Origin of the sequence: Steroidobacter flavus (assembly GCF_042651805.1) — a bacterium.
Lineage (GTDB): Bacteria > Pseudomonadota > Gammaproteobacteria > Steroidobacterales > Steroidobacteraceae > Steroidobacter > Steroidobacter flavus.
The window spans coordinates 187,299-213,019 of the sequence record NZ_JBHSDU010000014.1; the positions used below are offsets into that span (position 1 = coordinate 187,299).

The 25,721-nt window shown below is 61.8% G+C and carries 20 protein-coding genes and 1 riboswitch; of the genes, 7 read left to right on the top strand and 13 right to left on the bottom strand.

Features of this window, described 5'->3' with window-relative positions; all coding sequences use genetic code 11:
* Positions 1–3: 3 nt before the first annotated feature.
* Positions 4–738, bottom strand: a complete 735-nt coding sequence (locus ACFPN2_RS23565) for an SDR family oxidoreductase (protein ID WP_380601159.1) — start codon at positions 736–738, stop codon at positions 4–6.
* A 167-nt stretch (positions 739–905) separates the two neighbouring features.
* Here ACFPN2_RS23565 and ACFPN2_RS23570 point away from each other — a divergent pair, with 167 nt between their 5' ends.
* Positions 906–1,922: an aldose epimerase family protein gene (locus tag ACFPN2_RS23570; RefSeq protein WP_380601161.1), complete on the top strand. Its 1,017-nt coding sequence runs from the start codon at positions 906–908 to the stop codon at positions 1,920–1,922.
* A 49-nt stretch (positions 1,923–1,971) separates the two neighbouring features.
* On the opposite strand, the gene ACFPN2_RS23575 is transcribed toward ACFPN2_RS23570, so the two are convergent.
* Complete coding sequence (locus ACFPN2_RS23575) at positions 1,972–4,035, bottom strand: discoidin domain-containing protein (RefSeq protein WP_380601163.1); 2,064 nt, start codon at positions 4,033–4,035, stop codon at positions 1,972–1,974.
* A gap of 290 nt (positions 4,036–4,325) precedes the next feature.
* Here ACFPN2_RS23575 and ACFPN2_RS23580 point away from each other — a divergent pair, with 290 nt between their 5' ends.
* Complete coding sequence (locus ACFPN2_RS23580) at positions 4,326–5,351, top strand: GGDEF domain-containing protein (protein ID WP_380601164.1); 1,026 nt, start codon at positions 4,326–4,328, stop codon at positions 5,349–5,351.
* Positions 5,352–5,404: 53 nt separating this feature from the next.
* Here ACFPN2_RS23580 and ACFPN2_RS23585 read toward each other — a convergent pair whose 3' ends face one another.
* The 6 genes from ACFPN2_RS23585 to ACFPN2_RS23610 form a co-directional block, all read right to left on the bottom strand.
* Entirely contained in the window at positions 5,405–7,177 is a 1,773-nt protein-coding gene (locus ACFPN2_RS23585) for a putative bifunctional diguanylate cyclase/phosphodiesterase (protein ID WP_380601166.1), read from the bottom strand.
* Positions 7,174–11,640, bottom strand: coding sequence for a two-component regulator propeller domain-containing protein (locus tag ACFPN2_RS23590; RefSeq protein WP_380601167.1), 4,467 nt, complete (start codon positions 11,638–11,640; stop codon positions 7,174–7,176). The genes ACFPN2_RS23585 and ACFPN2_RS23590 overlap by 4 nt, the downstream gene beginning before the upstream one ends.
* A 110-nt stretch (positions 11,641–11,750) precedes the next feature.
* On the bottom strand, positions 11,751–13,583 hold the full coding sequence (locus ACFPN2_RS23595) for a S8 family peptidase (RefSeq protein WP_380601169.1): 1,833 nt from the start codon (positions 13,581–13,583) through the stop codon (positions 11,751–11,753).
* 155 nt (positions 13,584–13,738) lie between these two features.
* The gene (locus tag ACFPN2_RS23600) at positions 13,739–15,301 is read right to left on the bottom strand and encodes an EAL domain-containing protein (RefSeq protein ID WP_380601171.1); all 1,563 of its coding nucleotides are present in this window, start codon (positions 15,299–15,301) and stop codon (positions 13,739–13,741) included.
* A gap of 164 nt (positions 15,302–15,465) precedes the next feature.
* Entirely contained in the window at positions 15,466–15,756 is a 291-nt protein-coding gene (locus ACFPN2_RS23605; protein ID WP_380601173.1) for a HigA family addiction module antitoxin, read from the bottom strand.
* Between the two features lie 7 nt (positions 15,757–15,763).
* Positions 15,764–16,042, bottom strand: a complete 279-nt coding sequence (locus ACFPN2_RS23610; protein WP_380601175.1) for a type II toxin-antitoxin system RelE/ParE family toxin — start codon at positions 16,040–16,042, stop codon at positions 15,764–15,766.
* A gap of 177 nt (positions 16,043–16,219) precedes the next feature.
* Between ACFPN2_RS23610 and ACFPN2_RS23615 the strand changes: the two genes are divergently transcribed.
* The 3 genes from ACFPN2_RS23615 (at position 16,220) to ACFPN2_RS23625 (ending at position 19,448) form a co-directional block, all read left to right on the top strand.
* Complete coding sequence (locus tag ACFPN2_RS23615; protein ID WP_380601177.1) at positions 16,220–17,905, top strand: MFS transporter; 1,686 nt, start codon at positions 16,220–16,222, stop codon at positions 17,903–17,905.
* Positions 17,906–17,987: 82 nt separating this feature from the next.
* Positions 17,988–18,608 carry a glutathione S-transferase family protein gene (locus ACFPN2_RS23620; protein ID WP_380601179.1) on the top strand — a complete coding sequence of 207 codons (621 nt, stop codon included), beginning with the start codon at positions 17,988–17,990 and terminating at the stop codon, positions 18,606–18,608.
* Positions 18,609–18,676: 68 nt separating this feature from the next.
* Positions 18,677–18,855: riboswitch (yybP-ykoY riboswitch) on the top strand.
* A 5-nt stretch (positions 18,856–18,860) separates the two neighbouring features.
* Positions 18,861–19,448: a TMEM165/GDT1 family protein gene (locus tag ACFPN2_RS23625; protein ID WP_380601181.1), complete on the top strand. Its 588-nt coding sequence runs from the start codon at positions 18,861–18,863 to the stop codon at positions 19,446–19,448.
* 10 nt (positions 19,449–19,458) lie between these two features.
* Here ACFPN2_RS23625 and ACFPN2_RS23630 read toward each other — a convergent pair whose 3' ends face one another.
* The 3 genes from ACFPN2_RS23630 to ACFPN2_RS23640 form a co-directional block, all read right to left on the bottom strand.
* Positions 19,459–19,848 carry a YchJ family protein gene (locus ACFPN2_RS23630; protein ID WP_380601183.1) on the bottom strand — a complete coding sequence of 130 codons (390 nt, stop codon included), beginning with the start codon at positions 19,846–19,848 and terminating at the stop codon, positions 19,459–19,461.
* On the bottom strand, positions 19,845–21,998 hold the full coding sequence (gene sulP, locus ACFPN2_RS23635) for a sulfate permease (RefSeq protein ID WP_380601185.1): 2,154 nt from the start codon (positions 21,996–21,998) through the stop codon (positions 19,845–19,847). The genes ACFPN2_RS23630 and sulP overlap by 4 nt, the downstream gene beginning before the upstream one ends.
* A gap of 80 nt (positions 21,999–22,078) precedes the next feature.
* On the bottom strand, positions 22,079–22,279 hold the full coding sequence (locus tag ACFPN2_RS23640) for a KTSC domain-containing protein (RefSeq protein ID WP_380601187.1): 201 nt from the start codon (positions 22,277–22,279) through the stop codon (positions 22,079–22,081).
* A 222-nt stretch (positions 22,280–22,501) separates the two neighbouring features.
* Here ACFPN2_RS23640 and ACFPN2_RS23645 point away from each other — a divergent pair, with 222 nt between their 5' ends.
* Entirely contained in the window at positions 22,502–22,813 is a 312-nt protein-coding gene (locus ACFPN2_RS23645) for an HPF/RaiA family ribosome-associated protein (protein ID WP_380601189.1), read from the top strand.
* A gap of 60 nt (positions 22,814–22,873) precedes the next feature.
* Here ACFPN2_RS23645 and ACFPN2_RS23650 read toward each other — a convergent pair whose 3' ends face one another.
* Positions 22,874–23,992 carry a dipeptidase gene (locus ACFPN2_RS23650; RefSeq protein ID WP_380601191.1) on the bottom strand — a complete coding sequence of 373 codons (1,119 nt, stop codon included), beginning with the start codon at positions 23,990–23,992 and terminating at the stop codon, positions 22,874–22,876.
* A gap of 105 nt (positions 23,993–24,097) precedes the next feature.
* Between ACFPN2_RS23650 and arsC the strand changes: the two genes are divergently transcribed.
* Positions 24,098–24,463 carry an arsenate reductase (glutaredoxin) gene (gene arsC / locus ACFPN2_RS23655; RefSeq protein WP_380601192.1) on the top strand — a complete coding sequence of 122 codons (366 nt, stop codon included), beginning with the start codon at positions 24,098–24,100 and terminating at the stop codon, positions 24,461–24,463.
* Positions 24,464–24,487: 24 nt separating this feature from the next.
* Here the strand turns inward: arsC and ACFPN2_RS23660 are convergent, their stop codons facing one another.
* Complete coding sequence (locus ACFPN2_RS23660; protein ID WP_380601193.1) at positions 24,488–25,708, bottom strand: alginate export family protein; 1,221 nt, start codon at positions 25,706–25,708, stop codon at positions 24,488–24,490.
* Positions 25,709–25,721 lie beyond the last annotated feature (13 nt).

Genomic DNA, 25,721 nt, shown 5'->3' on the forward strand with positions numbered 1-25,721 from the left:
TCATCAAATGCTGATGCCTCCGTCGACCACCAGATCGGCGCCGTTGATCAGCGAGCTTTCGTTCGACGCCAGCATCACCGCCACTGCGGCGATCTCATGCGCCTGCCCCATCCGCCCCATGGGTTGCCGGCCAATCAGCGCTTCCCGCGCGGCGCGCGGATCGGCGAAAGCATTCAAGCGATCGGCCAATGACGGCGAATCTATGGTGCCGGGGCTGATGCAATTGCAACGAATTCCCTCGCGCACGAAGTCGAACGCAATGGAACGAGTCATCGCGATCACCGCGCCTTTGGTGGCGCCGTACACGAAGCGCCGGCTCGCCGCCATGGTCGTCGAGACCACCGAAGCAATGTTGATGATGGCACCGTCGCGACGCTGGACCATGCCCGGCAGAAACGCCTGAACCATGGTGTAGATGGAAGTCACATTGATGCTTAGGCTGGCCTCGAAATCCTCGGGCGTGCATTCGAGCGCCGTGCCCACCGCGACATAACCGGCGCAGTTCACGAGCACGTTGACCTCGGGATGTCGTCGGGCCGCCTCGCGAACGCTGTCGGCGTTCGTGACATCGAGCGCCAGGATCTCGATGCCAGCGCCCAAGTCACGCAGCTTTTCCGTCTGGATGTCGGTCGCAATCACGCGTGCGCCTTCAGCTGCGAACGCTGCGACGACAGCGCGGCCGATGCCCTGCGCCGCCCCGGTGACCAGACAAACCTTGCCCGCCAATCTTTTCGACATGACGGTACCTTAGCGGCCGCCTGTTCGCCGCCACCACGACGCAGTTGACGCGAAGTCGATATCGTTTTGACGGCGCGCCGATCAATTCAGAATCGGTACGCGATCAAGCGGCGCGTGGCTGGCTCGAGGCGCCGTTCTTTACCCTCGCGCCGACCGGGGGAGGATGTGTGCCAGTCATCAAAGATACGTTCGGATACCTGCAGGACGACCGTCGGGTGGATCGCATCACGTTGTCGCATCCACGCAGCGGCTTCAGCGTCGAAATCCTGGAGTACGGGGCCCGCATACGCGCCATCCACTTCCCACATCCGCGCCAGGGTCCAATGAACACCGTCCTCAGCTACGCATCGCTGAGAGAATATGAGCTCGACACTGCCGCTCTGGGCGCAATCATCGGACGCTGCGCGAATCGCACGGTTGCACGGGCTCACCCGGAGTTTCAACTCAGCTGCAACGATGGAAAGAACCATTTGCACGGCGGGCTCATCGGTTTCGGTCGCTCACTGTGGCGCACAGTCGCTTGCGTCGACGGCGACCTGCCCGGTGTGCTGCTGAAATTGCATTCGCCCGATGGCGATGAAGGCTACCGGGGCAATGTCTCGGTACAGATGGAGGTGCGGATGGACTCGCCCCTGTCTTTCAGAACGGTGGTGACAGCAGCAACCGACCGCGCCACGCCGCTCAATCTCACATTGCATCCTTACTTCAATCTCACCGGCGATCCGGACGCTTGCATCGAAGATCATGAGCTTCGGCTCGCGTCCTCGACGTACCTGCCGGTGAGTCCGGAGCAAATACCGACTGGCGAGATCCTGGCAGTCGACGGTACACCTTTCGACTTTCGACGCCGCACGCCCATCGGTGCCAGGATTCACGAGACCGGCGGTGGCTACGATCACTACTGCCCCATCCTGCCCGGCGCCGCCATCGCCGCCGAGCTCTCGAGCCGCCGCTCGGATATTCACCTGAGCGTCAGCACCAACCAGAAAGGAATTCAGTTCTACACCGGCAACAGCCTGGCGGACGCGATGCCTCGCAGGTTCCGTGCGCGGGTCGGGCTGTGCCTGGAGCCGCATGGCTTTCCCAATGCGCTGAACGAGCCCTCGTTCCCCAGCATCATGGTGCAACCAGGCGAGACCTATCGTCACCACACTCGATATACGTTCGCGGTCGCAGAAGATTGAGAGCGATGGCGCGGCCGACTGCCAGCCGCGCCATCGAACCCACGTGCTGTCAGAGGCCGTAGATTTCGAGCTTACCGATCTGTGCCGCGGTGGCCAGGTTGTTCGCCGTCACCGACACCCGAATGTATCGAGCGGTGGTGACAGGCAGATCGATCGACACGGAGAAGTTGTTGGTGTTGGTGAATCCATACGATTTGGCCGCCGAGATCGGCGAGAAATTGATCCCGTCGGTGCTCCCCTGAATCGAAAGGGTCTCGTTTCTCCACCACGTCCACTCCGGCGGCAACGACACCTTCACTTGATGCACGTCGTAACTCGCGCCCATATCGACAGTCAGCGTTGCCGGCAAGCTCGCGCTCTGCCAGTAAGTGCTGACGCCAGCATCGACCGCGTTCGCCGCAACGTTGCTGCCGGATTGGCTGCTCGCCACGACGGACTTGCCGAGCGCGAGATCGGCACCGCCGCTGGGATTGCTGGAGTGCAGACTCACGCCGCTCACTGAACTACCCACGACGTAGACCGGATTGCCCGACAGCGCGAGGACTGCGGTACCGCTCGAGGGCGTTACTGAACTGACCGCGCCCAACGTGCTCGTCACATTGAACGCGGAGCTCGCGGCAACGTCGACGCCGGTCGCGCTCTGATTCGACGTCCACATGACGCGCACGGACGGCGAGCCCGACTTAGTAAACACCAGCGAGTACACGTTGGCGCCGAGACTATCCGAGCTCGAGTAGGTGTAACCGTCGAGCTTGCGACTCAACACCGCCTGCGCAACGAACGCCGGCTTCGGCGCGATGGCCGGGTTGTATTGGGGATGACGAAGCATGCCCCAGTTGCCGTCCGGGCTCGCATACGGGCTGTCGTCGAACAGATCGTAGAATTCGTAACGATCCAGGCCCTTCCGCAAGGTCAGCACCGCATCGCGCACCAGATACGCGGCCTGCACCGTCTCAGAAACGCCGACGGTTGGATAGGTCGACCAGCCGGTCTCCGTCAGCCACAGCGGCTTGCCCGACGCGGCCGGATACTGCGCCAGCAATGCTTTGACGTTTTGCACGATGGTTTCGTTGTCGCCTTCCGGGTTGCCGAAGGTCAGCGCACCGGTGCTGGTCTCGACGGTGTAGTTGTGAATATTGAACACGTCGACGTAGCTGGCCCCGCCCGCATCCAGGAAATCTTTCAGCCAGTTGTAGGAGATGAAGTTGTAGTCCGGCTGCACCTGGGTATCGCCGCCGAGCCACAGCGGCGACAAGCCCGCCATGCCGGTCAGCACCACCTTTGCCGTCGGCGCTTCGGTATGAATGGCCGCTTCCGCCGCCTGTAACATCGGCAGATAACAACTCACCGACCAGTCGCAATTGCCCTGTGCGAACCCTTCAGGATGGTTGTACTCGTTGAAGATTTCGTATTCGAGCTGCGCGCCGTAACGATCGGCGATCGCCGCTGCATACGCCGCATAGGCGGCGCGTCCCGCTGGCGAGTAAGGACGAGTGTCGTTGTCGTAGGCCGGATTGGAATATCCGAGCACGGCCAACGGCTTGATGTTCGCATTGGTCAGCGAGGCAATGAGCACATCGTAGTCGATGAAGTACGGCGTGGTCGGCGCGAACGTGTAGTTACCGGCGGTCGGCTCGATCTGCGGCCAGCGCATGTCGAAGCGCATGAAGGACAGGCCGCCTTTGGCGAGCAGGCTCGCATAGTTGGGCGACGGCAGGATCTCCGGATGCGCCGTCGTGCCGAACTTATTGGTCGACGCGGCCGGTACCGTGGACAGGTTGGTGATGATGCCGATGCTGGTGTCGATCGTGCCCTGGAACAAAGCACCCAGCGACAGCCGGTAATACCCGGCCGGAATGCTGTTGAGATTGATGGAGCCGTTGGTGCCGCTGGCGGTACCGCTGGCGACGATGTTGCCGGCGACATCCAGCAGCGTCCAGGAGACATTGCCGGTGGAGTTGGTCAGCGTGACGGTGGCCGCGCCGGCCTCGAACAATAAATCGGAGTTGGTGATGGTGATCGCATCGGCCGATCCCACGTGAGACAACGACGCTAGCAGCGCGACTGCCGCCAGGTTGCAAGATCGTGACGCGCGATATCCGGATCCTTTCATGACATCCCCCGTGTTGAGTTTGCTGGTCGATCGCGGCGCGAAGGTAGCCGTGCCCTCGCATCGCACACCACGACTCAATTGATGGGACGTCGATAGCCTATTGCGGCCGACTGTGTAATGACGATCGACACTTGCAATGGTATGACGTGAGGCTTTTATCGATTTGCCTTGTCAATACGCGTCTCCGACCGCAGACTTGCATTATGGCAAGCACGCTCGCGCGGTTGCCGGGCCCCAGGAGGTCGGGGTCAAACGGGTCAAGACTAAGTCCGGGTCAACCGGCGTCGACAATGCGATACAAAGAGACCAAAGAACAGAGCGCGGAGATCCTGCGCCTGACGCTGCCGTTGATGGCACAGCATCGGGCCGCCTATCACCCTCAAACCTATACCCTGTGGTATGAGCACGTTGCCGGCATCAATCCGAGATTGAGCAACGAGCTCGATCAGCGTGTGGCCCGGCGCGAATCGCTGACCGACGACGACGTTTGGCGGTTGCATGCGAACTTCGTCATCGCCCGGGATGCGGAAGCGCTGGAACGCATGCATCAACGGCTGCAGACGCTACTGTCGGACACGGCTATAGCCGCCTCCAGCGCGGGGCTCGAGGCCACGCAGTTCAACCAGACGCTGCAGCTCCATAAGAACCAGCTGACTCAACCGCTGGCCATGGATTTGATCACTGACATCGTCGCCGATCTCATCACCGACACCGAGCGCATGCGAGTCGTGACACAAGAGCTGTCCGAGCAACTCGACCGCTCGACGCAGGAAGCGCGTCACCTCACCGAACAGCTGAAGCAGGCCGAGCATCAGGCCAAGCTCGATCCGCTGACGGGCATGCTCAATCGACGCGGCCTCGAGCAACGCATGCAGTCGTTCGTAGAGGACGCGGGCTCGATGAAAGGCGGCGTCATGCTGCTCGCGGACATCGATCACTTCAAAACACTGAACGACACCTACGGCCACCTGCTCGGCGACAAAGTGCTTCGAGCGGTCGCGCAGGTCATTTGTGAGAGCATCAAAGGTCGTGACATCGCCGCGCGCATCGGTGGCGAAGAGTTCGCCATCTTCCTGCCCGACACGACTATCGAAGGCGCCGCGATTCTGGCGAAGCGCATCTGCGCAGCCACGTCGTCCCGCACGATTCGACGCAGTGGCACGGAGCAATCTATCGATCGAGTGACGATCTCAATCGGCGTCGCCGCGAGCACGGATTCCGACAAGCTCGAAAGCTTACTCGACCGCGCCGACAAGGCGATGTACTCGGGCAAGCAAGCCGGCCGCAATCGAGTCGCGCTCTACCAAAGCGCCTGAGCCGACGCGTGTGACAAACACGCGCCGCCCAGGCACAACAAGCTCAGGCCCGATCAGGCGCGCGTCAACAGTTGCTGCGGCTCCGGGGCCGCTTCGTTCGCTGTAGAAAAGAAACGAGCTTCGAGATCCGCGACCGAGAGCGGCTTGGCCAACAGGAAACCTTGAACTTCGTGGCAGCCCCGCGCCAGCAGCCAGTCGAGCTGTCCCTGGCGCTCCACGCCTTCAGCGGTCACCACCAGATTCAAACTGTGAGCTAGCGACAGGATGGCGCTCGCCACCGCCGCATCGCCCGCTGAGTTCTCGATATCGCGAACGAACGCCTTGTCGATCTTGATGCGATCCGGAGGAAAGCGCGTGATATATGCAAGCGACGAGTAGCCGGTGCCGAAGTCATCCAGCGCGATTCGACAGCCGAGCTGTCGCAGGCGTTTCAATGCGCTCTGCACCGTCGCCGAGTCCTTGATCAGCAACGACTCGGTCAATTCGATTTCGATCAACGACGGGGGCACGTTCGCCGCTCGGGCTTCGGCTTCCACGACCTTCGCGGGATCGCCGTGTAACAACTCCTTGCCCGAGCAATTGATGGCGACCGGCAGGACGATGCCGCGATCCAGCCACTTGCGCAGTTGCCGGCACACCGCTCGCACCACCCAGCCGCTCATGTCCAGAATCAGGCCGCTGTCTTCAGCAATTTCGACAAACCGATTCGGCGAGATGTCGCCGAACTCGGCGTCGCGCCAGCGCAGCAGCGCTTCGACACCCACCAGCTTGCGATCCTTGATTCGGAACTTGGGTTGGAAGACCAGGCTCAGCAGGTCGTTGTGAACCGCCTTGCGCAGTCGGCCTTCCAGCTCGAGCCAGTCGCGCATTCTGGCGCTCATCGCCGGCGCGTACGAAGCAACGGCGCCGGAGGTTGCCTTCGCGTGATACATCGCCGTGTCCGCATGCTTGAACACAGTGGCCACGTCCGCGCCGTCATCCGGATAAACCGCGACGCCGATATTCGGCGACGAGTAAAACTCCAACGCATCGTGAGTGATGGCCAGCTTGAACGCTTCGGCGCACTGTCGTGCGATGGTCATCGCGACTTCACGAGCAGCGGCCTGCCGTAGCACCACCACGAACTCGTCGCCGCCCAACCGCGAGATCAGGACTCGCTCGGGCTCGATGCTGAACTCCTTCACGGTTCGCACCAGGCGATCCGCAAAGGCACGCAACACCGCGTCGCCCATGGCGTGGCCGAACGAGTCGTTGACGCGCTTCAGGCTGTTGAGATCGATATAAACGACCGCCGCGTTCTCCCCCGCCTGCTGGGCGGCATCGAACATCGTCGCCGCCGTTTCCATGCAGCGCTGCCGATTGGGCAGACCCGTCAGCGTGTCATAGTAAGCGAGTCGTTCGATGTGCTCGGTGCTCGCAATCAGCGCTCGCGCGCCGGCCGCGTTGCGCAGGATGTATTCCAGACGCCTCGGCAACAGTGCCCAGTTCACCGGCTTGGAAACGAAATCGGTCGCGCCTGCTTCGAATGCCAGCGTGATCGCGTCGGAATCCTCGTGACCGGTCACCATGACAATCGGCGTCGTAGCGAAGCGAGCGTCAGCTCGCAGACGGCGGCAGACTTCGTAGCCGTTGAGACCCGGCATATCGACGTCGAGCAGCACGATGGCCACTGGATTGTTGAGCGCGGCCGCGAGCGCGTCGGCGCCATTGTCGAACGCCAGAGCGTCCAGGCCGACCTGAGCGATCGACTCTTCGAGCAGCACCAGACCGGTCGACTCGTCGTCGGCGATGATGGCAAGGCCGGGATGGCGGTCCGCGATACTCATGCGCTCGCCTTCATGGTCAGGCCCAGCAATACATTCATCAGGGGCGCGTGTGCCGACTGAATCGTCTCATGGAGCGTGGCCGCTTGTTGTTGCTCGCCTGCGATACACAGTTGCTCGAGCCGGCGCAGCTCCTTGCCGTAGGTCAGCGCGCCGACATTCGAAGCGCTCGAAGCCAGCTTGTGACAGATGCCAGCCGCGACCTTCAGATCTTGCTCCGCCATCGCGGCACTCAACTGCGCCAGTGACTCCGCCGAGCCGGTTCGGAACAACTCCACGAGTTTCGAGTACAAGTCAGTGTGACCGCGAGCACTCAGCTTTCGCATCGACGCGACGGCATTGGCATCGACGCTGGCAAGCGAGTCTTGTTTCACCGTCGCAGCGGGCAGTTTGATCACTTGCGCCGATGGATTGGTTTCCTGCATCACCAGCCATTTGCGTAGCAGACGCGCGCACTCGTCCAGCGTGTAAGGCTTGGTGAGGATGTCATCCATGTCGGCGCGCAAACATTTATCGCGATACGTGGTCGCGTCGTGCGCCGTAAGCGCGACGATGGGCGTGCGCTCACCCTGCTTCGCTCGCTGACGGATCAATTTCGTCGCCGCGAATCCGTCCATGTCCGGCATGTTCAGATCCATCAGGATTAAATCGAAGCGCTCGCCGGCGCTGCGCGCGACGGCTTCTTCGCCACTCTTCACCCACACGCTCGTGCAGCCAAGGCTTGCGAGATAGCCTTCGGCGACCGCCGCGTTGACTGGCTCGTCCTCGACCAGCAGGACGTGCGCCTTGAACGATGGCGTATCGCTCGCCACGTTACGCGACTGCTCGGCCGGTGTGACCTCGACGCCAGTAACCACCGCAAGTGCCTCGCGCAACGCAATTCGGTGCACGGGCTTGAGCACGATGGTCTTCTCATCGAGCAGTGCCCGCAGATTGTTGGAGTCGGCCTCGGCATTGGTCGCGATGACGATGAGCCCGGGCCAGGCGGTTTGAGTGGCGAGCAGACGTTTCAAGTCTTCCGCATGCGTGCTCGCATCCAGAATCGTGATCTCTTCCGCTCCGTCCGCAGGCACGAGCCCGAGCGAAGACACATGACGCGTCAGCGACTCACCCAACGACGTGCGCCGCGTGAGAATGCGGACGGCACGACGAGGCAACGGCGTCTCGGTTGCTGCTGGTGTGGAGTCGATCTGAAGTGGCAACGACAGATGGAACGTCGAGCCGACCTGAGGCGTGCTCTCCACCGTGATCTCGCCGCCCATGATATCGGACAGCTCGCGGCAAATCGCAAGGCCCAGACCGGTGCCGCCGAACTTACGAGTGGTGGTCTCGTCAGCTTGCGAGAACGGTTCGAAGATGCGTTTCACGGCCGCTTCGTCCATGCCGATGCCCGTATCGGTCACGGAAATTCTGGCGACGGCGCGGTCGTCCTCGACCATCGTCACATCGGCGCGCACGACGACCTCGCCTTGCGAGGTGAACTTCACTGCGTTACCGACGAGGTTCATCACGATCTGTCTCACGCGAAGTGGATCGCCGAGCAACACTTGCTCGCCACGCACAGGTGGGCAAACAATCAGTTCGATACCCTTGCTCTCGGCGGCACCCGCAAACAGGCTGGTGCATTCTTCCAGCACTTGGCCGAGGTCGATGGGCAATGCTTCGAGCGCCACCTTGCCCGCACGGATCTTCGACAGATCCAACAAGTCATTCACGATCTGCAGCAGGATCTGCGCCGAGGATCGAATGGTCTTGGTGAGATGAGATTGCGTCGCCGACAGCTGCGTGCGCGACAACAGCTCGGTCATGCCGACCACGCCGTTCATGGGCGTACGCAGCTCATGACTCATGCGATCGAGGAAGTTGCTCTTGGCCTGCGCGGCCTCGGCGAGCTGACGGTTGCTGTCGACGAGCTCTCGCGTGCGCAACTTCACCTCAGCATCGAGCAGCTCACGCTGTTGAACCACGGCTTGGTATTTACGGCGCTGTCGATGCGCGCGATACACGATCACACCGAGGATCAGCACAGCGTACGCGGCATAGGCCCATGGCGATTGCCAAGGTGCCGGCGCGCGTTCAATGGTGATTTTGTACGGCTGCTCGCTCCAACCCGAGTCGGAGCTCGCGGCACGAACTTCGAGCACGTGCTCGCCGGCGGGCAGCGTCGTCAGCGTCACTCGTCGCTGACTGCCCAGATCGATCCAGTCATCGCTCAGCCCGGGCAGGCGATACGCCAGACGATTGTGCTGGGTCGAGCCGAAATCCAGCACGCCGAGGTCCAGCGACAGAATGCTGTCGCGATAACTGAGCGGAATAGTCTGGAGCAACCAGAACGGCGTGCCGCTGCGCATGCGGACGCCGAGAACGTCGACATTGGTCAGCGCCAGACGCGGCGGCTGACGGTTCTCGCTCAACAGCGTCGGATCGAAGATGTTGAAACCGCCCGGACCGCCGAAGCACACACGGCCGTCGCCAAGACGACGGTAAGCGCCGAATGCAAACTCCTCGCCTTGCAGACCGTGCTCGCGATGGAAGGTCTTGATCGCCCCGCTCTCAGGATCGAATCGCATCAGGCCGGCGTTGCCACTCAACCAGAGCGAGCCCGCGTCATCGGCAACGACACCGTACAGCGTGTCGCTCGACAGGCCCTGCTCGCGCATGAACGTCTTGAAGCGGATCTGTTCCGGCGCCGCGGATGAGCCCAGGACTTGGGCCAGGCCGCCGCCGTCCGTCGCAACCCACACACGATCGTGCGCGTCGACGGTCACTGCATAAATCACATTCGCCGCGAGCGATGCCGTGTCGTTTGGATCGTTCTTGAACACCTTCACGACTTGCCCATCGGCACGCGCCAGATTCAAGCCGTTCATGGTGCCGATCCACCAATTGCCCCGCGCGTCTTCGGCGAACGAAGTCACTTCAGCCGCGCTCACGGCTCCAGTCCGATCGCCGAAGGGCAATTGACGAATTGCGCCGGAGGCCGGGTCGAGCACATTCGCGCCGCCACCGAACGTGCCGATCCAGATTTGACCGCTGCGACTCTCGGTGATGCTCATGATGCCCGCGGCGCTGGTGGCATGCGGATCGCCGGCCTTCACCGGAATCGATTCAATGCGTCCGGCCGGCGTGAGCTTCTTCAGACCGCCGGACATCGTACCGATCCACAACGTGCCGAGATGATCTTGCAGAAGTGACATCACGCGCTCGTCACGCAGCACCTGGTGGTCTCGCGTGAGCGTGTCGAGCGGCGTCGCCTCGTTCGTCCGAGGATCGAACCGACGCAACCCCCCATCCAGTGCGGCAATCCAGACGCGGCCATCGCCCGCATCGGCGAATGCATTGACTGGTCCGCTGCCCACCCACTGCGGGCGCTGCCCGCCGAGCTCCCAGCTGCGCGGATTCCAGCGACTCACGCCCCCGGTACGCGTGCCGATCCACATCACGCCGGCCTGATCCTCGTACAGCGACATGACGAACGAATCGAGTAGCGAATTCGCGTCGCTGTCGTTGTGACGGAAGTGCGTGAAATGACCGCTGGCGCGATCGAGCAGTTCGAGTCCGTCCGCGGTGCCGACCCACAAGCGGCCGGCCTGATCTTCGAGAATGCTCCGAACATCATCGTTGCCGAGCGCATCAGGCTCTCGGCTCTGGCGATACGCCGCCAGCAACCGCCCCTCGCGATCCAGTCGCGTCAGGCCGACCTTGAAACTGCCCACCCACACGGCACCGCTCTTGTCTTCGAGCACATGTGAGATTTCCTGGCCCACCAGCGAGCCAGGCGCACCGGCCGGCGGACCGAACGGAGCGATCGACTCGTCCGCGCGACGCCACAGGTCGAGTCCCGCCTGCGTGCCGATCCAAACATCGCCCGAGCGAGACAGAGATAGGGTGAAGATGCGGTCGCTGCTCAACGCGGCCCGACCGCGTCCTGTGGAACGCAGGTGTCGAACGCCCCCCGTCGCAGGATCGAGAATATCGACACCCGCATCGCTGGTGCCGATCCAGACATGTCCGCGCGTATCGACCAGGAGTGTGCGAACGCTATCGCTCGCGAGCGAATCGGCCTTGTCGGCGTCGTGACGATAGATGGCGAATGTATCGGACTTGCGCTGCCACCGAGCCACACCGCCGTCGCGGATGGCGATCCACAGGTCGCCGCCGGCATCTTCCGCGATGTCCCAGATGTAGTTGCCGGACAGCGTGCCCTGCTCGCCTCGGACGGCGGCATAGCGATGCAGTAGGTGGCCGTCGTAACGGACCAGGCCGTCCTCGGTGCCCAACCAGACAAACCCCTGCGAGTCTTGCAGGGTGGCCATGACGGTCGACTGCGGCAGACCCTCGACCGTCGTCAGGTGCTCCAGAATGAGCGGAGGAGCATCGGCGGCCGTAGCGATCGATGCTCCTGACAACCAACCGGCGATGATCAGTGACGCCCGCCAGGCGCGCGTCAGTGGATTTGCACTCACGGGCACAGCTTGCCCGATGTTTGATAAAGCAACCGTTGACTGGTTTGGCGAATCAACGGCTGCCGGTGGAGGACCGCACGACGCGCGTCACAATCCCGTGAAAAGACCCGTTATTCGTTCGGCACCCAGGACGCGATGGACGCCGAGCGAGCGCCGGTAGCATAGCTTTGTGACATCGCTTCCCACCAGCTCAAGCCTTTGCTCCAGGTGTAACCCTTGCTCCAGGTGAAGCCTTTCGACCAGGTGAACCCCTTGCTCCAGGTATAGCCCTTCGACCAGGTGAAGCCCTTGCTCCAGGTGTAGCCCTCGCTCCACGCGTAACCCTTGCTCCAGGTGTAACCCTTCGACCAGGTGTAACCGTCGGCATCGACGGTGTCGCCCCAGGCGGTGCTTTCCATATCCATGATCACGTAGTTGCCGTTGTCATCGATATTGGCCGGGCCGCCGAAGTGCGCGGAGCCATCGAGATCGGCCTGCAGACTCAAGCCGCGGTTGGCGCAACCGGTCGCCGAGCTGTTGACCGCGGCGACGGCATTGATCAAGCCCGCGCCCTGCTGGAACACGCTGTAAGCCAGCTTGCCCTGATCGTTGATCGCCGGCCGCGTCGAGGCCAGCAGCCGGCACTTCACCGTGTCCGGCGTCAGGCTCGGATCGGCTTGTAACATCAGCGCCACGACGCCCGTGGTCACGGCCGCTGCTTGTGACGTGCCCGACATGGTGAACAGATTGCTGGCGAGGTTCATCGAATCCTTGTCGAGCGTCGCGAGATAGCTGCTGCTCGGCATGGACGATGCGATGTGACCGCCGGGCGCCACCATTTCCGGCTTCACAAAGCCTTCGAACGTCGGACCGGCGGACGAGAAGGAGGCGAGACGATCGTCGGTCGCATCGTACGGCGTGTTGCTGTCCGTCAACGCACCGACCGTGATCACGTAAGGAACATTGCCCGGCACGGAGATGGTCATCGGGCTCGGGCCTTCGTTGCCCGCCGACACCACGACCACGATGCCCGCACGCCAGGCCGCCATCACCGCCTGATTCAACGGATCGTCCCAGTAATACGACTGCGGTGGCGCACCGAACGAAAGATTCAGCACGCGGATCTTGTACTTGTCGCGATTGGCGACGATCCAGTTCACGCCAGCGATCACGTCGGTGTAACGACCCGCGCCCTCGCCATTGAACGCACGCACCAGGACGAGGTTCGCCGACGGCGCGATACCGGAATAGCTGCCGTTGAGCGCCTGCGAGCCGCTGGCGGCGATCGCTGTTACATGCGTTCCGTGACCATAGGGGTCGTCCTTGATCGGACCGTTGCCATTGGTCACATCGACCGTCTTCAGCACGCGGTTGCCGTAGTTCTGACTCACGTCTTGCCAGAAGCCGGTATCGAGCACGGCGATGGTGACGCCCTTACCGGTGACGCCAGCGGTATGCAGCGAATCCGCACCGATCAGCGCCGGATAATTTGTTTCATAGAGCAGGCCCAGCGTGTTGAGGCCCTTGCCGTCCTTCAGCTGTTGCTGAGCGCTCAGCTGTTGGATCAGTGGCGTCGTGAGCGAGCTGGTCAGATAACTCTGCAACAGCGGCGAAACGATCGGCGTCGTCGCTTGCTGGGTGAGCTTGATCACCGCGTTGTTGCCCAACAAGCCGCCGAGCGAATCGAACAAACCACCCCGCGGACTCACCTCGCGATCGTCGAAGACGCGCACGCTCGAATCGGCACGCAGCGTAGCGACCTGCTCCGGCGTGAGATACGCCGAGACCGCGTTGATGACGCCTAGTTCACGTTCGGCTTGCACACCGGCCTCGCGCAGACGTATTGACGCCGCATCGGCCGACTTGCTCTGGACGATATACAACGACCGGGGCAGCGCATCCGCCAGGGCGGTGCCGGCGGCAACCAGAGCAGTCAATAACAAGGCAGTCGAGCGCATTCGCATGGGTGACTCACGAGTGCGGGACGGTGCGTGTCCCGTAATCGTCATTTCACTCGAATGCAGCAATGACGGCGTTGGAGTAGTCGCGCGAAACCGGCAGGTACTTGTGACGCGGTTCGCATAACGTGGTGTTAAATTCCGCGCCGTTATTGGTTTTGTTATATCGCGGCAAAGACATCGCCGCTGCCGTAGCGGCAGCCCATTTCCAGCAGCAAGTCGCGGATTTCCTGGGTGTCGACACCGGCCGCAATCGGCGCGAGCTCTAGCGCATGAGCGATGCTCATGGTCGCGCGACAGACCTTCCGCGCTGTCTCGTCTCGTAACAGCGCAGTCGTCCAGGAACGGTCCAGCTGCAAACCCGAGACAGGAGCGCTGGCCAAAGAAGGTAACGACGCGACGGCGCGAGCCGCCTCGTCTACGACGATCTGCACTCCTCGCTTGTGTAACGTACGCAGAGCGTGGATTTCGCGAGCGACGAAGGCCTTCTCGGCGATGCGCAGCTCCAGTCGCTCCGGCGGCAATCGCGCGAGCACGCGCTCGACGTCGGCGGCGAAGTCTTCGTGAAGAACGTGATCGCGCAGTGGACCGAACGAAACTCTGAGGTCCGGCGCGCACTGCTGTAGCTGGGCGGCGAACTCGTCGACGATCGAATCCAGAGCCATTCTGGACAGATCCACGGCAAGCCCCGTGGCGACTGCGATGCGCAGGAACTCGGCGGGTGGAATCTCACCTCGCAGCGGGTGATGCCAGCTGAGATAAGCGACGGTCGCCACTTGTCGCCCGGTGGCCAGATCGTAACGACCGACGTAACGAAACCGAATGTCACGATTGGCGATGGCATCGCGCAGCTCGCGGCCCAGATCGAGCCTCGACAACGAGCGCACCTGCATAGCTTCGCTATAGAACGATGGCCGCGTCGTTGCCGCCCGCCGCGCCTCTTCGACCGCTGTGCGCGCATGTTCGAGTAACGCTTCAGCCGACGAAGCATCCACCGCTGATAACGCCACGCCGATGTGGGGCGTGAGTCGGAATTCGACGTCGCCGGAAGGAATCGGCGCCCGTAAATGTTTGGTTAGATCCTTGAGGCTGGTTTCGATGGCGTCGCGATCGGTTGTGTTCAACACGACTGCGAGCTCGTTCTCGCGCAGCTGACCGGAATAGTTGGTCTCGCTGGTGCCCAGCTGCTCGTTGACCCGGGCCATGACGGTACTCATGACCTCTTCCGACACCCGGACGCCGAGGGTCCGCGCGATCTCCGATATTCCTTCGAGATGCACGACGGCGCAGGCGATGGGCATCTCCCGCAGCACCGACGTGGACAACGAATCATTCAACCGGCGCAGAAAACCACGCCGATCCAGGCCGAGCCAGCGTGGCTCGTCCGCGGTCGCTTCGCCTTCTGGATTCGAGTCCGAGAGTACCGGACGAATCACACCGATGGCCCGACTCGGGCCTTGTGGCGAAATCCGCAGCTCGTAGCTGCGCCCCTGCTCTTGAAAGCGGGTTTCGACCGGACCGCGACTGGTGATACTCCGACGTAGCAGTCGCTTGATGAGGGCCGCCGTCGTCGGCGACCAGATCTGCTCGACCTTGTCGCCTGCATCCAGGCCGTCGCGACGAAAATCAGGAACAGCCTGGCCACCCACGTGCGCCACGACTGAACCGTCGCGACGCATGAGGAACACCAGATCCGGCAACAGATCGATTAGCACAGCAGACATTGACGGACGTTAACGTCCTGCATCAATTGCCGATGTGAAATGACTCCAAGCCGAACCGCCCCTGCTCGAGATCCTTGTGAAATCGGGAACTGCGTCGCGGAGGCTAGGGTTGATTGACCGCGCAACGGCCGTGGAATGACATAAGGCAGATCATTCGATGTGAGCTAAGGCGCCTGCCCCAGTTCGATCGGCCGAATCTTCGGCCGTTTTTTCTTCTGTGCGTGCCACAGATCGTAGGTGACCTGCATACGCATCCAAGTCTCCGCGGAGCCGCCGAGCGCGGCTGCCAATCGGATCGCAAGCTCCGCGCTCACGGCCGCGCGGCCGTTCACCACGCGAGAGAGCGCGACACGAGAAACGCTGAGCCGCTTCGCGAACTCAGTGACGGACAGCTCACGAAGCACGGTGTCTTCGAGAATTTCACCCGGGTGCGGCGGATCGTGCATTTGCGACATGGTGGCCTCAGTGGTAATCCTGGTAATCGACGATGTCGGCGTGACCCTCATCGAAAATAAAAGTCAGACGCCAGTTCTCGTCGACCCAAACGGCGAAATATCCCTGCAATCCGCCTTGGAGCGGATGGAATCTCCAGCCTGGACGATCCATATCGCCCGGCTCGCTCGCGGCATCCAGCTGACCCAACTGAAGCCGCAGACGCGCGGCATGCTTCGGTTGAATCCCGGCCTTCGAGCCCGTCAAAAAGAAGGACTCGAGACCACGATGGCGGAAACGCTTGATCATGAGTGTATCTCTACGCGATACAGTTTGGCAACTCGCTGATGCACCGGCATCGCACCTATGAACACCGCATCGATTAGAGGGCCGTCCACCTGGGCAGAACCGGCGAATAGCCAGCCAAAACCCACGCTAAAAGTTGTTTTTGGTGTCGAGATCTGTGCCTTCGCATACCATTGCAGGATGCTCCAGGCCACGACCTCTCCCGCTGACGACACGCCGCCTGTGTCGGCGTTGTCGCCGTTCCGGTTTCCGGTGTTCCGGTCGATCTGGTTCGCGAGTGTGGCGTCGAATCTGGGTGGGTTGATTCAGACGGTGGGTGCGGCGTGGATGATGACGTCCATCGCGAAATCGGCCGACATGGTCGCCCTGGTGCAGACCTCGGTGGCGCTGCCCATCGTGTTGCTGTCGTTGTTTGCCGGGGCGATGGCGGACAACCTGGATCGCCGTAAGGTGATGCTGGGTGCGCAGATTTTCATGCTGTTCGTGTCCATCACGCTGACCGTGTGTGCGTGGCTGGGATTGATTACGCCCTGGCTGCTGCTGATGTTCACGTTCCTGATCGGCTGTGGAGCGGCGTTCAACGGGCCGGCGTGGCAGGCGTCGGTGGGCGATATGGTGCCCAGGGCGCATCTTGCGGGCGCGGTCGCCATCAACAGCATGGGCTTCAACATCGCTCGCAGCGTGGGCCCGGCAATCGGCGGTGCGATTGTGGCGGCCGCAGGCGCGGCGGCGGCGTTTGCGGTGAACGCGGCAAGTTATATCGCGCTGATCACAGTGCTCGCGCGCTGGCGTCCTGTACGCCCTCCTCAACTGCTGCCAAGAGAAACATTGGGAATCGCGGTCGCGGCGGGCATTCGTTACGTGGCCATGTCACCGTCGATTCGACGCGTGTTGCTCCGAGGCTCCGTGTTCGGCATCGGTGCCAGCTCGGTGATGGCGCTCCTGCCGCTGGTTGCGAAAGATTTACTCACCGGCGGCCCACTCACCTACGGCCTTTTGTTGGGAGCGTTCGGCTTCGGCGCGGTGCTGGGCGCATTGAGCAGCGCTCGTCTGCGTCAGCGACTGTCGTCGGAAGGACTGACGCGCGTGTCGTGCGTGGGATTTGCTGTCGCTGCGGCCGTCGCCGGAATCAGCACCGTTTCAGCCCTGACCGTCGCGACAATGATGATCGCGGGCGCGTCCTGGGTGCTGACGCTTTCAACATTCAACGTCTCGGTGCAACTCTCGACCCCGCGCTGGGTCGTCGCACGCGCCTTGTCGTTGTATCAAGTAACCACGTTCGGTGGCATGGCGGCCGGCAGCTGGCTGTGGGGTGTGATTTCCGAAAGCGATGGCGTGAGCCTCGCATTGTTCGCCGCCGCCTTGGTCATGTTGATCTGCGCGGCGATTGGCCTGCGACTGCCGCTCTCGGAAACAGCCGATCTGAATCTGGATCCGCTACGCAGATGGGAGGCGCCGGACACGGCCGTCCCCGTCGAGTCACGCACAGGTCCGGTTGTCATCACCATCGAATACAAAATTCGCGAAGAGGACGTGCTGGAATTTCTCGCCGTAATGGCCGAGCGTCGACGCATCCGCAAGCGCGACGGCGCGATGCATTGGATGTTACTGCGCGACCTCGCCGACGCGACCGTCTGGGTGGAGCGTTACACGACGCCGACCTGGCTCGAATATATCCGGCACAACAATCGTATTACGCAGGATGACGCGACCATTCCCGAGCGCCTGCACGAGTTGCATCAAGGTCCCGGCCTGCCGGTCGTCAAGCGGATGATCGAGCGACAAACCGGAGCACTGCCGGCCGGCCATGTCTCGACACCGCACGACTTGGCCGAACCTCTCACCGATCCCTCGCGCGCTTCCTGAAGCTCACAAACGCCGCGCATTACAAGCGTTCCGCACGCTCGTTTGTTAGCATCGGCGCGATCGTTCAAACGGGGGAATCATCGTGCCGACTCTGTATCACTGCGCAGACGCGCGTTCGCTCCGCGTGCTCTGGGCGCTCGAAGAGCTCGACCTGCAGTACGACCTGAAGGTCCTGCCCTATCCGCCGCGACAGAAGGCGCCGGAGTTTCTGCAGATCAATCCGGTCGGCACGGTGCCGTATCTGCTCGATGGCAATGTCACGATGAACGAGTCCACGGCCATCCTGCAGTACATCGCCGTCAAACACGGCGATGGCAAGCTCGCCGTCGCGCCGAACGATCCTGCGTATGGCGCCTGGCTCAACTGGGTCGCCTTCGGTGAAGCAGCGCTGACCGTGCCACTGGCCTCGGCATTGCGCTTCAGCTTCCTCGAGCCGGAAGACAAACGTCAGCCCGCGCTCGCCGAAGGATTTCGCAATGTCTTCTTCGACAAGCTGCGTACCGCCGAAGCTGCGTTGGCGAACTCGAAGTTCCTGTGCGCCGACCGCTTCACCGTCGCCGACATCTCGGTAGGCTACAACCTGCACCTCGCCGCCCGCATGCGACTACTCGAGCACATGTCGCCGCGAATCCAGTCCTACTTCGCCGAGCTGCAGGCGCGCCCCGCTTATCAACGCGCGAAAGAGAAGCAGAAGGCCGCCTAGGCCAAACCCTTAAATCATCCACAGGCGGGCGGCGACCCTTGTATGTCGCCGCCCGAGTCGTTATCTTGCGCCCCGTCACTGGGGAGTAGCCGCCTTACGCAACGTAAGGAGCCGACGTCAACACACTTGGTCGAAGACCATGGCGTCGGCGGCATCAGCTAGGCGAGACCTTTGACTTTACGACCATGGCCGGGGCCGGCGGTGGGCGTGGAGTCATGGGTATTTGCGCCGCTGGCCCGGGAGTCTCAATTCGTGGAAGCTTTGCTCAGCTCGCTCGGCATGGTCGCATTCGCCGAGATGGGCGATAAGACGCAGCTGTTGTCGTTCGTTCTCGCCGCCCGGTTCCGAGGCCAGCATTGGCCCATCATCGCGGGCATCTTCATCGCCACCGTCGTCAATCATGCGCTCGCCGCGCTGGCGGGCGATTGGGTCGCGATGAAAGTTAGCCCCGACGTGATGCGCTGGGTGCTCGGCCTCGCCTTCCTCGCCTTCGCCGCCTGGGCCCTCATTCCCGACACACTCGATGAAGACGAACAGAACACTGCCAGACACGGCGCGTTCCTGACGACGCTGGTGTTGTTCTTTATCGCCGAGATGGGCGACAAGACCCAGCTCGCAACCGTCGCGCTCGGAGCTCAGTTCAACAATCTGCTCGCCGTCACGATGGGCACGACGCTCGGCATGATGATCGCCAACGTTCCCGCGGTGCTGCTCGGCGAGAGCCTGGCGAAACGCTTCCCGTTGAGCAAGATGCGTTTCGTCGCGGCGGCGCTGTTCGCGATCTTCGGCGCGCTCATCCTGCTAAAGGTGAACTTCGGCCTGGGATTGGGCGGCCTGTAATCGCTCGAGGCTAGCCGCGGATGTCGCCGTCGACATAGAGCCAGCGGCCCTCCTCTCTCACGAAGCGGCTGCGTTCATGCAGCCGCGCCGCGGAGCCACCGCCGATCCGGAACCGAGCGATGAATTCAACTTCCGCCGTGTCGGTGCCAGTGTTGCGGGCGTCGACGATTTTCAGCCCCAGCCACTTTTGATGGGGATCGAACTCGATCGACTTGGGACGCTGAGTGCTGTGCCACGTCGCGAGCAGATACGGCTCATTCCGCATCACGAACGCCGAATATCGCGATCTCATCAACGATTCCGCATCCGGCGCGGGCTCGCCAGCATGCCATCGGCCGCAGCAGCCTTCATACGCGCGCGAAGAGCCACAGGGACACAAGCTCTCAGTCGGACGCTTCATCGCGGTATCGCGCTCTTCAATGCAGTGATCCCAGTCCGCTCCTGAAAGCGCCGGACCGCCGCATCGATGGTGAAAAAGAAATGATCGCCGCCGAGGGCGCTGTACAGTCCGGAGCGTCGCATGACTTCCCGCACCGGCGCCTTCACGCCAGCGATATAAAACGTGATGCCCTTCTGCTTGAACTCATCGGAGAGCTGATGGAGCGCCGTGTCCGCGGAGGAATCGAGATCGTTCACCGCGCTGGCATCGAGAATCAACGCCTGCAGCTCACCCTCGTATCTATCGCAGATTTCGTGCAAACGTTCCTTGAGAAACACCACGTTCGCAAAATACAGCGACGCGTCGATGCGCAGGATCACCAGCCCTGGAATGGTCTCCGCTTCCGGGAAATGCTCGACGTTGCGGAAGATGTTGGTGTTCGGCAGCCGACCCAGGATGGCCGTATAGGGTCGCGTGTTCAACGTGATGAACAGCAGGATCGACGCGACGATGCCCAACAACAGCCCCGGCATCACCCCGAACACGAGGGTTGCGATGAACGTCAACACCAGCAGCAGGCCTTCCGTGATCTTCACGTTGAACAGATAGCGGATCTCCCGCGTATCGATCAATCGCATCGATGAGACGACGAGGATGGCAGCCAACGCCACGTTGGGCAGATAGGTGAACAACGGGGTCAAGAACAAGGCGATCAGCAGCATGCACAGCGCCGTCACGATGGCGGCAATCGGCGTTCTCGCGCCCGCCGTTGCATTCAACGCCGATCGACCCAGACTGCCCGAGACCGCGTAACCCTGCGACACGCTCGCGCTGATGTTCGCCAACCCCAACGCCGACAGCTCGCGATTCGCGTCGATGTCGTAACCATATTTATTGCCGAGCGACTTCCCCACCGACACGGTTTGTGCGAACCCGACCAATGCCATCGTCAACGCCAGCGGCAGCAGTTGTTTGATCTGCGCCCATTCAAAATTCGGCACGCTGAAATGCGGCAAACCTCGCGGCACGTCGCCGAGCACAGCGACACCGTGCTGATCGAGCCGGAACACGAACGACAACACCGTGCACGCTACGACCATGGTCAGCGGCCCCGGCGCCTTGGGCGAAAGCTTCGTGAAGCCCAGCAACAACAGAATGCAGCTGACTCCGATGGCAAATGTCGCAAGGTTGGTTTGATCGGCGCGCGACGCCACATCGATCACGGATTCGTACAGATATGGGAACTGATGCTGAGGAATACCCAGGAGATGATGCAGTTGACCCAGCACCGTGATGATGGCGATACCCGACGTAAAGCCGGCCAGCACCGGATAGGAAAGAAAGTTCACCAGAAAGCCGAGCCGCAGCGCCCCCATCAACAACTGTGAAATGCCGATGACTGCAGTGAGCAAGACAGCGAGCGCGATGTAAGCCGCGGTGCCCGCCGTCGCAATCGTGCTCAGGCCGAGCACCAGCATCAGCGAATCGACCGTCACCGGTCCCGTCGACGTTTGTCTGCCGCTGCCCGTGAGCGCATACATGATCATCGGCAGGATGGCCGCATACAAACCCATCACAGGCGGCAACCCGGCGAGCAACGCATAGGCAATGCCTTGTGGCACCAACAACGCCGCAACCGTGATACCCGCGAGCACTTCGGTGCGCAGCTGGAAGTCGCCGTACAGTGCCTTGCCGCTCGCAATCGGAAACAAACGTTTCGTCAACGAGCGCCAGTCGCGCACTTCGAGGGTGGGCTTGGCCGCGGCACCCGCCTTCTCGACCGCGGCCTGCACACTCGCGTCTTGCTCTTGTTCGTGGCGCTGGACGTAGTGATCGGCGGCGGCGAACAACGTGCGCTCGCTGGCGGAATTGGGCGACGGCACCTGCGCCGATTGCAACATCAACTCGTACGGACCGATCTTGATGCGCTCGCCGGGATGCACCACATGCCGCTGGACCCGATGCGAGCCGACGAACGTGCCGTTGGAACTGCCCAGGTCTTCGATGATGCAGCCATTCGCGTCGCTGATCAGCACGGCGTGCTTCCAGCTGACCTGCGAGTCTTTCAAATGAATGGCGCTGGCCGGATCGCGGCCGATGGCGAGAGTCCCGGCGGTCAGTCCATAGTCGCGGTGGGAGCCATCGACGCCTCGCACGGTGACCTTGTTCACACCCGCTCTCGTTATTTTCACCCAGCCCGGAATCATACGCCGGCCTTCGCGGGGGTGACTACGGACCTTTTATATACAACCTACGGCTCTTCGCGCCGGAAGGCGTACCGGTCGCGGATGTGCTCGTTGAAATACTCGCCCTTGGAGAACGAGCGGCGCATGGCAGTATAAGTGTCGGGCGGCACGCCTTCGTAAACGTAGAGGCGGCCGGAGGTGAAAACCACTCGCAACTCCCGCTTGCCGGCATCGTACTGGAACGACTGAATCACGGTCGAAGGCATGCGGCCCAAACGGCGCCGGATTCCCAGTGGTTCCCCGGCTCACGCCTTGCGGCTTGGCCTTATTGAATCGTGACCGGGCACACTTGCGTAATGTCCGCAACGGCCCCATCGTGCAGGTGTGGGGCGCCGCTGTGGAGTTTTCACCGACAGGAACAACTCGACAGCCGCCTGAGTACTTTAAATAGGCCAATTAGTGGCTTATGGGTCTCGAAGGAAGCTCGCATGCAGATACAAGTGAACCACGACAACCGCGTCCGTCTCACCGGGGACACCGCCGAACGGCTTTCCCAGGCCGTCGAGAGTTCTCTCGCCAAGTTCGCCGACCGGATCACAAGAGTAGAAATGCACCTGGGTGACCTCAACGGAGGCAAAGGAGGCCCTGACAAGCGCTGCATGCTCGAAGCGCGCATGTCGAATCTGCAACCCATCGCAGTGAGCCATCACGCCGAGACCCTGCAACTCGCCATCGACGGCGCGTTGGAGCGGCTGGATCACGCGATCAGCCACGCCATCGGCAAGCGCGAAACGCACTAGTCGAGTCTCATACAAGTCGTGCGAGAGCTGGCTCTCGCACGACCCTGACCTGATCGGCAGTTAGATCCAGGTCGATCCGAGCAGCCGGCGGAAGTTGCCGCCGAGCACGGCGAGGACGTTCTGTTCCGAATAGCCGCGACGGTACAGCGCTTCGGTCAAATCGAAGACCTTCTTCGGATGATCGAAGCCTTCGATGTCGATCTTGTCACGAAAACCATAGCTCGCCTTGTACGAGCCACGCAGCATCTTGAGCTGATCGGGCGGCATGTCGTCGTAACCGTTCAGATCCGCATCCGAGCCGATGCCGACGTGCTCGATGCCCACCAGCTTCACCACATGATCGATGTGATCGACGATGTGCTCGATCGTGGTCGGCTCCTTGTCCCGCACGAACATGCGCACGCCGGTGATGCCCATCACCCCGCCCTTCGCCGCGCACTTTTGAATCGCTTCGTCGGTCTTCAGCCGCGGATGATTGAAGATGGCGCGGCAGTTCGAATGCGTGATGGCGATGGGCTTCGGCGACACCTCGATCGCATCGAGCGTCGTCTTATCGCCGCAATGAGAGACGTCGACCAGCATGCCCACTTCGTTCATGGCGTTGACGATCTCCACGCCGAAATCGCTCAAGCCGCCGTCAACGCGTTCAGTGCCGCCGCTGCCCAGCAGGTTCTGCGTGTTGTACGTGAGCTGCGAGCAACGCTGGCCGAGCTGATAATACGCCTTCACATCTTCTTTCTTGCGGAAGTGCTCGGAGTTCTGCAGGCCCGTGATTACGGCGATCTTGCGATCGGCCTTGGCGCGATCGATGTCGACGGCGGTGTTCACCTGTGTGAACACATGCGAATTGCGCGCGACGTAACCTTGCCAGGCCGCAATGAAGGACAGCGTGTCTTCAACGGCGCTCGGCCCGCCCGTACCGATGGAGTTGTGAAAGGCAGTGATGCCGCAAGTCCGAAACATCTCGGCTTCGGCGTCGGTCATGCGTCCCGCATAAGCCTCGGGAGCGAAGTTGATCTTCAGCGGCCCGAGCATGTCGATCACGATCGCGCGCTCCACCGTCTTCATGGTCTTCGCCGAGTATTTGGTCGGCGAATCCGCGAACGCCTGGTATTGGCCTAGATTGATCATGGCGGTCGCGGCAGCGGCGGACTTCAATACAGAGCGGCGAGTGATCACTGCAAGCTTCCCCTGGACATTTATGGTGGCTCCGCAGCGTACCGCACGCCGGATCGCGACAGTCGCGAAATCGCGATCCATGCGACTCGGTGCTAAACTGCCGGCATGAGCTCGAACAACGTGACCATCTACCACAACCCCGCGTGTGGTAACTCCCGCAACACCCTGGCGCTGATCCGCGAACGTGGCATCGAGCCCACGGTCATCGAGTATCTGAAAACGCCGCCCGACCGGAAAATGCTGCTGGATCTGCTGAAGAAAACCAAGCTGAAGCCTCGCGAGCTACTGCGCGAGAAAGACGCGGAAAAGCTTGGCCTGGGCGACACCGCCAAGTGGAGCGACGATGAGATCGTCGAGCAGATGCTCAAGCATCCGATTCTGATGAACCGCCCTATCGTGATCACATCGCTCGGCGCCGTGCTCAGCCGTCCGCCGGAGACTGTGTTGAAGATCCTGCCGCCAAAGAAGTAACGACAGGATCTTTTGCTCGACTCGTTACCAGACGTACTCGAGCTGCACCCAGAACTTGGTCGTGTCCTGATAGGCGACCGGCGTGCGGCCTTCGTGCGCCTCGTAGAGCGCGATCTTCGCCAGCCCGACAAAGCGCTGATACTTGCCCTGCACCTGCAGATCGACCTCGTCGCCCAGATCCTGCGACAGTCGCTCCGATTCGAAGTTGCGATACACGAGCGTTGCGGACAAGGTATCGAGCATGGCGACGCCCTTCGCGAGATAACCAACGCTCACATACTTATCGTCGATGCCATTGGCCGGCGTGGTCAGGAACTTGTCCGCCCAGCCGTGAAAGCGATGCATGGTCGCAAGCGGCGTCGAGAAGCCGACCGTGCCGTTGCCCTCCATCACTTCCTGACCCAATGTCACGCTGTATTGGCGATAGGTGCCGGTCAATTCGACTGAATAGTAATCGAGGTCGAAATTGAGCGGATTGTTGCCGGAATCACTCTGTTGGGCGTACGACGCCGCGTATGCCAGCTTGATCTTGCTCAACGGGCGATCGCCCGCGAATCGGGCACCAAACGTTTCGCTGGACACTCGAATCGGATCCAGCGCCACCGGCACGCCCTCCAGGTGATCGAAGTCCAGCCAATAGCCGAAGGCACTGAGCTTGCCGAATCCAAACTGATACCCCGCATTGGCGAGCACACCCTCGCCGTGATAACGGCCTTGCGGGGAGTCACGGCCGAAGATGCGATTGACCTGGGTCAAGTAGCTCGCATCCAAGGTGAGCGATGATGTCGGCTTGTTGACGATGCGCACGGCATCGAACGTTTGTTCGTTCTGCCGCCAGCCGGAGTTGCCTACGAAGCGCTGATCGTCGAGCAGGATTCGCTGCCGACCGAGAGTCACTGTGGTCCCCGGCAGCGACGTATTCACCAGCTGCAGGCGATTGATCTCCTCACTTTCGGGATCGGTGACTACGGGATAGGCGGCATTACGTGGCCGCGACGGATCGTCACGATAGTTCCCGGCCAGGTCGACGATTGCTTCGCCTTCGGCCAGGAAAGTCGTGTTCCACGCCTTGCCGGTCTCGAAGCCGAGCCGGACACGCAATGTTTCTGCGTCCGCATCCTCCGCCAACGGCGTTTGATCCACATCCTCGTAGCGCAATCGCGCATCGAAGATCGGCTTCGACTCGCTCAGCGCGCCGCCCAGAACACCCAAGTCCGCGGCACCAGACACGCATGGAGCTGCCATAGCCAGCGCCACG

What these genes read in the sequence shown, in the direction of transcription:
- ACFPN2_RS23565 (WP_380601159.1), bottom strand. Translation starts at nt 738, where the DNA reads ATGTCGAAAAGATTGGCGGGCAAGGTTTGTCTGGTCACCGGGGCGGCG.
- ACFPN2_RS23600 (WP_380601171.1), bottom strand. Translation starts at nt 15,301, where the DNA reads ATGTCTGCTGTGCTAATCGATCTGTTGCCGGATCTGGTGTTCCTCATG.
- ACFPN2_RS23595 (WP_380601169.1), bottom strand. Translation starts at nt 13,583, where the DNA reads ATGCGAATGCGCTCGACTGCCTTGTTATTGACTGCTCTGGTTGCCGCC.
- ACFPN2_RS23605 (WP_380601173.1), bottom strand. Translation starts at nt 15,756, where the DNA reads ATGTCGCAAATGCACGATCCGCCGCACCCGGGTGAAATTCTCGAAGAC.
- ACFPN2_RS23610 (WP_380601175.1), bottom strand. Translation starts at nt 16,042, where the DNA reads ATGATCAAGCGTTTCCGCCATCGTGGTCTCGAGTCCTTCTTTTTGACG.
- ACFPN2_RS23575 (WP_380601163.1), bottom strand. Translation starts at nt 4,035, where the DNA reads ATGAAAGGATCCGGATATCGCGCGTCACGATCTTGCAACCTGGCGGCA.
- ACFPN2_RS23645 (WP_380601189.1), top strand. Translation starts at nt 22,502, where the DNA reads ATGCAGATACAAGTGAACCACGACAACCGCGTCCGTCTCACCGGGGAC.
- ACFPN2_RS23630 (WP_380601183.1), bottom strand. Translation starts at nt 19,848, where the DNA reads ATGAAGCGTCCGACTGAGAGCTTGTGTCCCTGTGGCTCTTCGCGCGCG.
- ACFPN2_RS23640 (WP_380601187.1), bottom strand. Translation starts at nt 22,279, where the DNA reads ATGCCTTCGACCGTGATTCAGTCGTTCCAGTACGATGCCGGCAAGCGG.
- ACFPN2_RS23615 (WP_380601177.1), top strand. Translation starts at nt 16,220, where the DNA reads ATGCTCCAGGCCACGACCTCTCCCGCTGACGACACGCCGCCTGTGTCG.
- ACFPN2_RS23660 (WP_380601193.1), bottom strand. Translation starts at nt 25,708, where the DNA reads ATGGCAGCTCCATGCGTGTCTGGTGCCGCGGACTTGGGTGTTCTGGGC.
- arsC (WP_380601192.1), top strand. Translation starts at nt 24,098, where the DNA reads ATGAGCTCGAACAACGTGACCATCTACCACAACCCCGCGTGTGGTAAC.
- ACFPN2_RS23585 (WP_380601166.1), bottom strand. Translation starts at nt 7,177, where the DNA reads ATGAGTATCGCGGACCGCCATCCCGGCCTTGCCATCATCGCCGACGAC.
- ACFPN2_RS23580 (WP_380601164.1), top strand. Translation starts at nt 4,326, where the DNA reads ATGCGATACAAAGAGACCAAAGAACAGAGCGCGGAGATCCTGCGCCTG.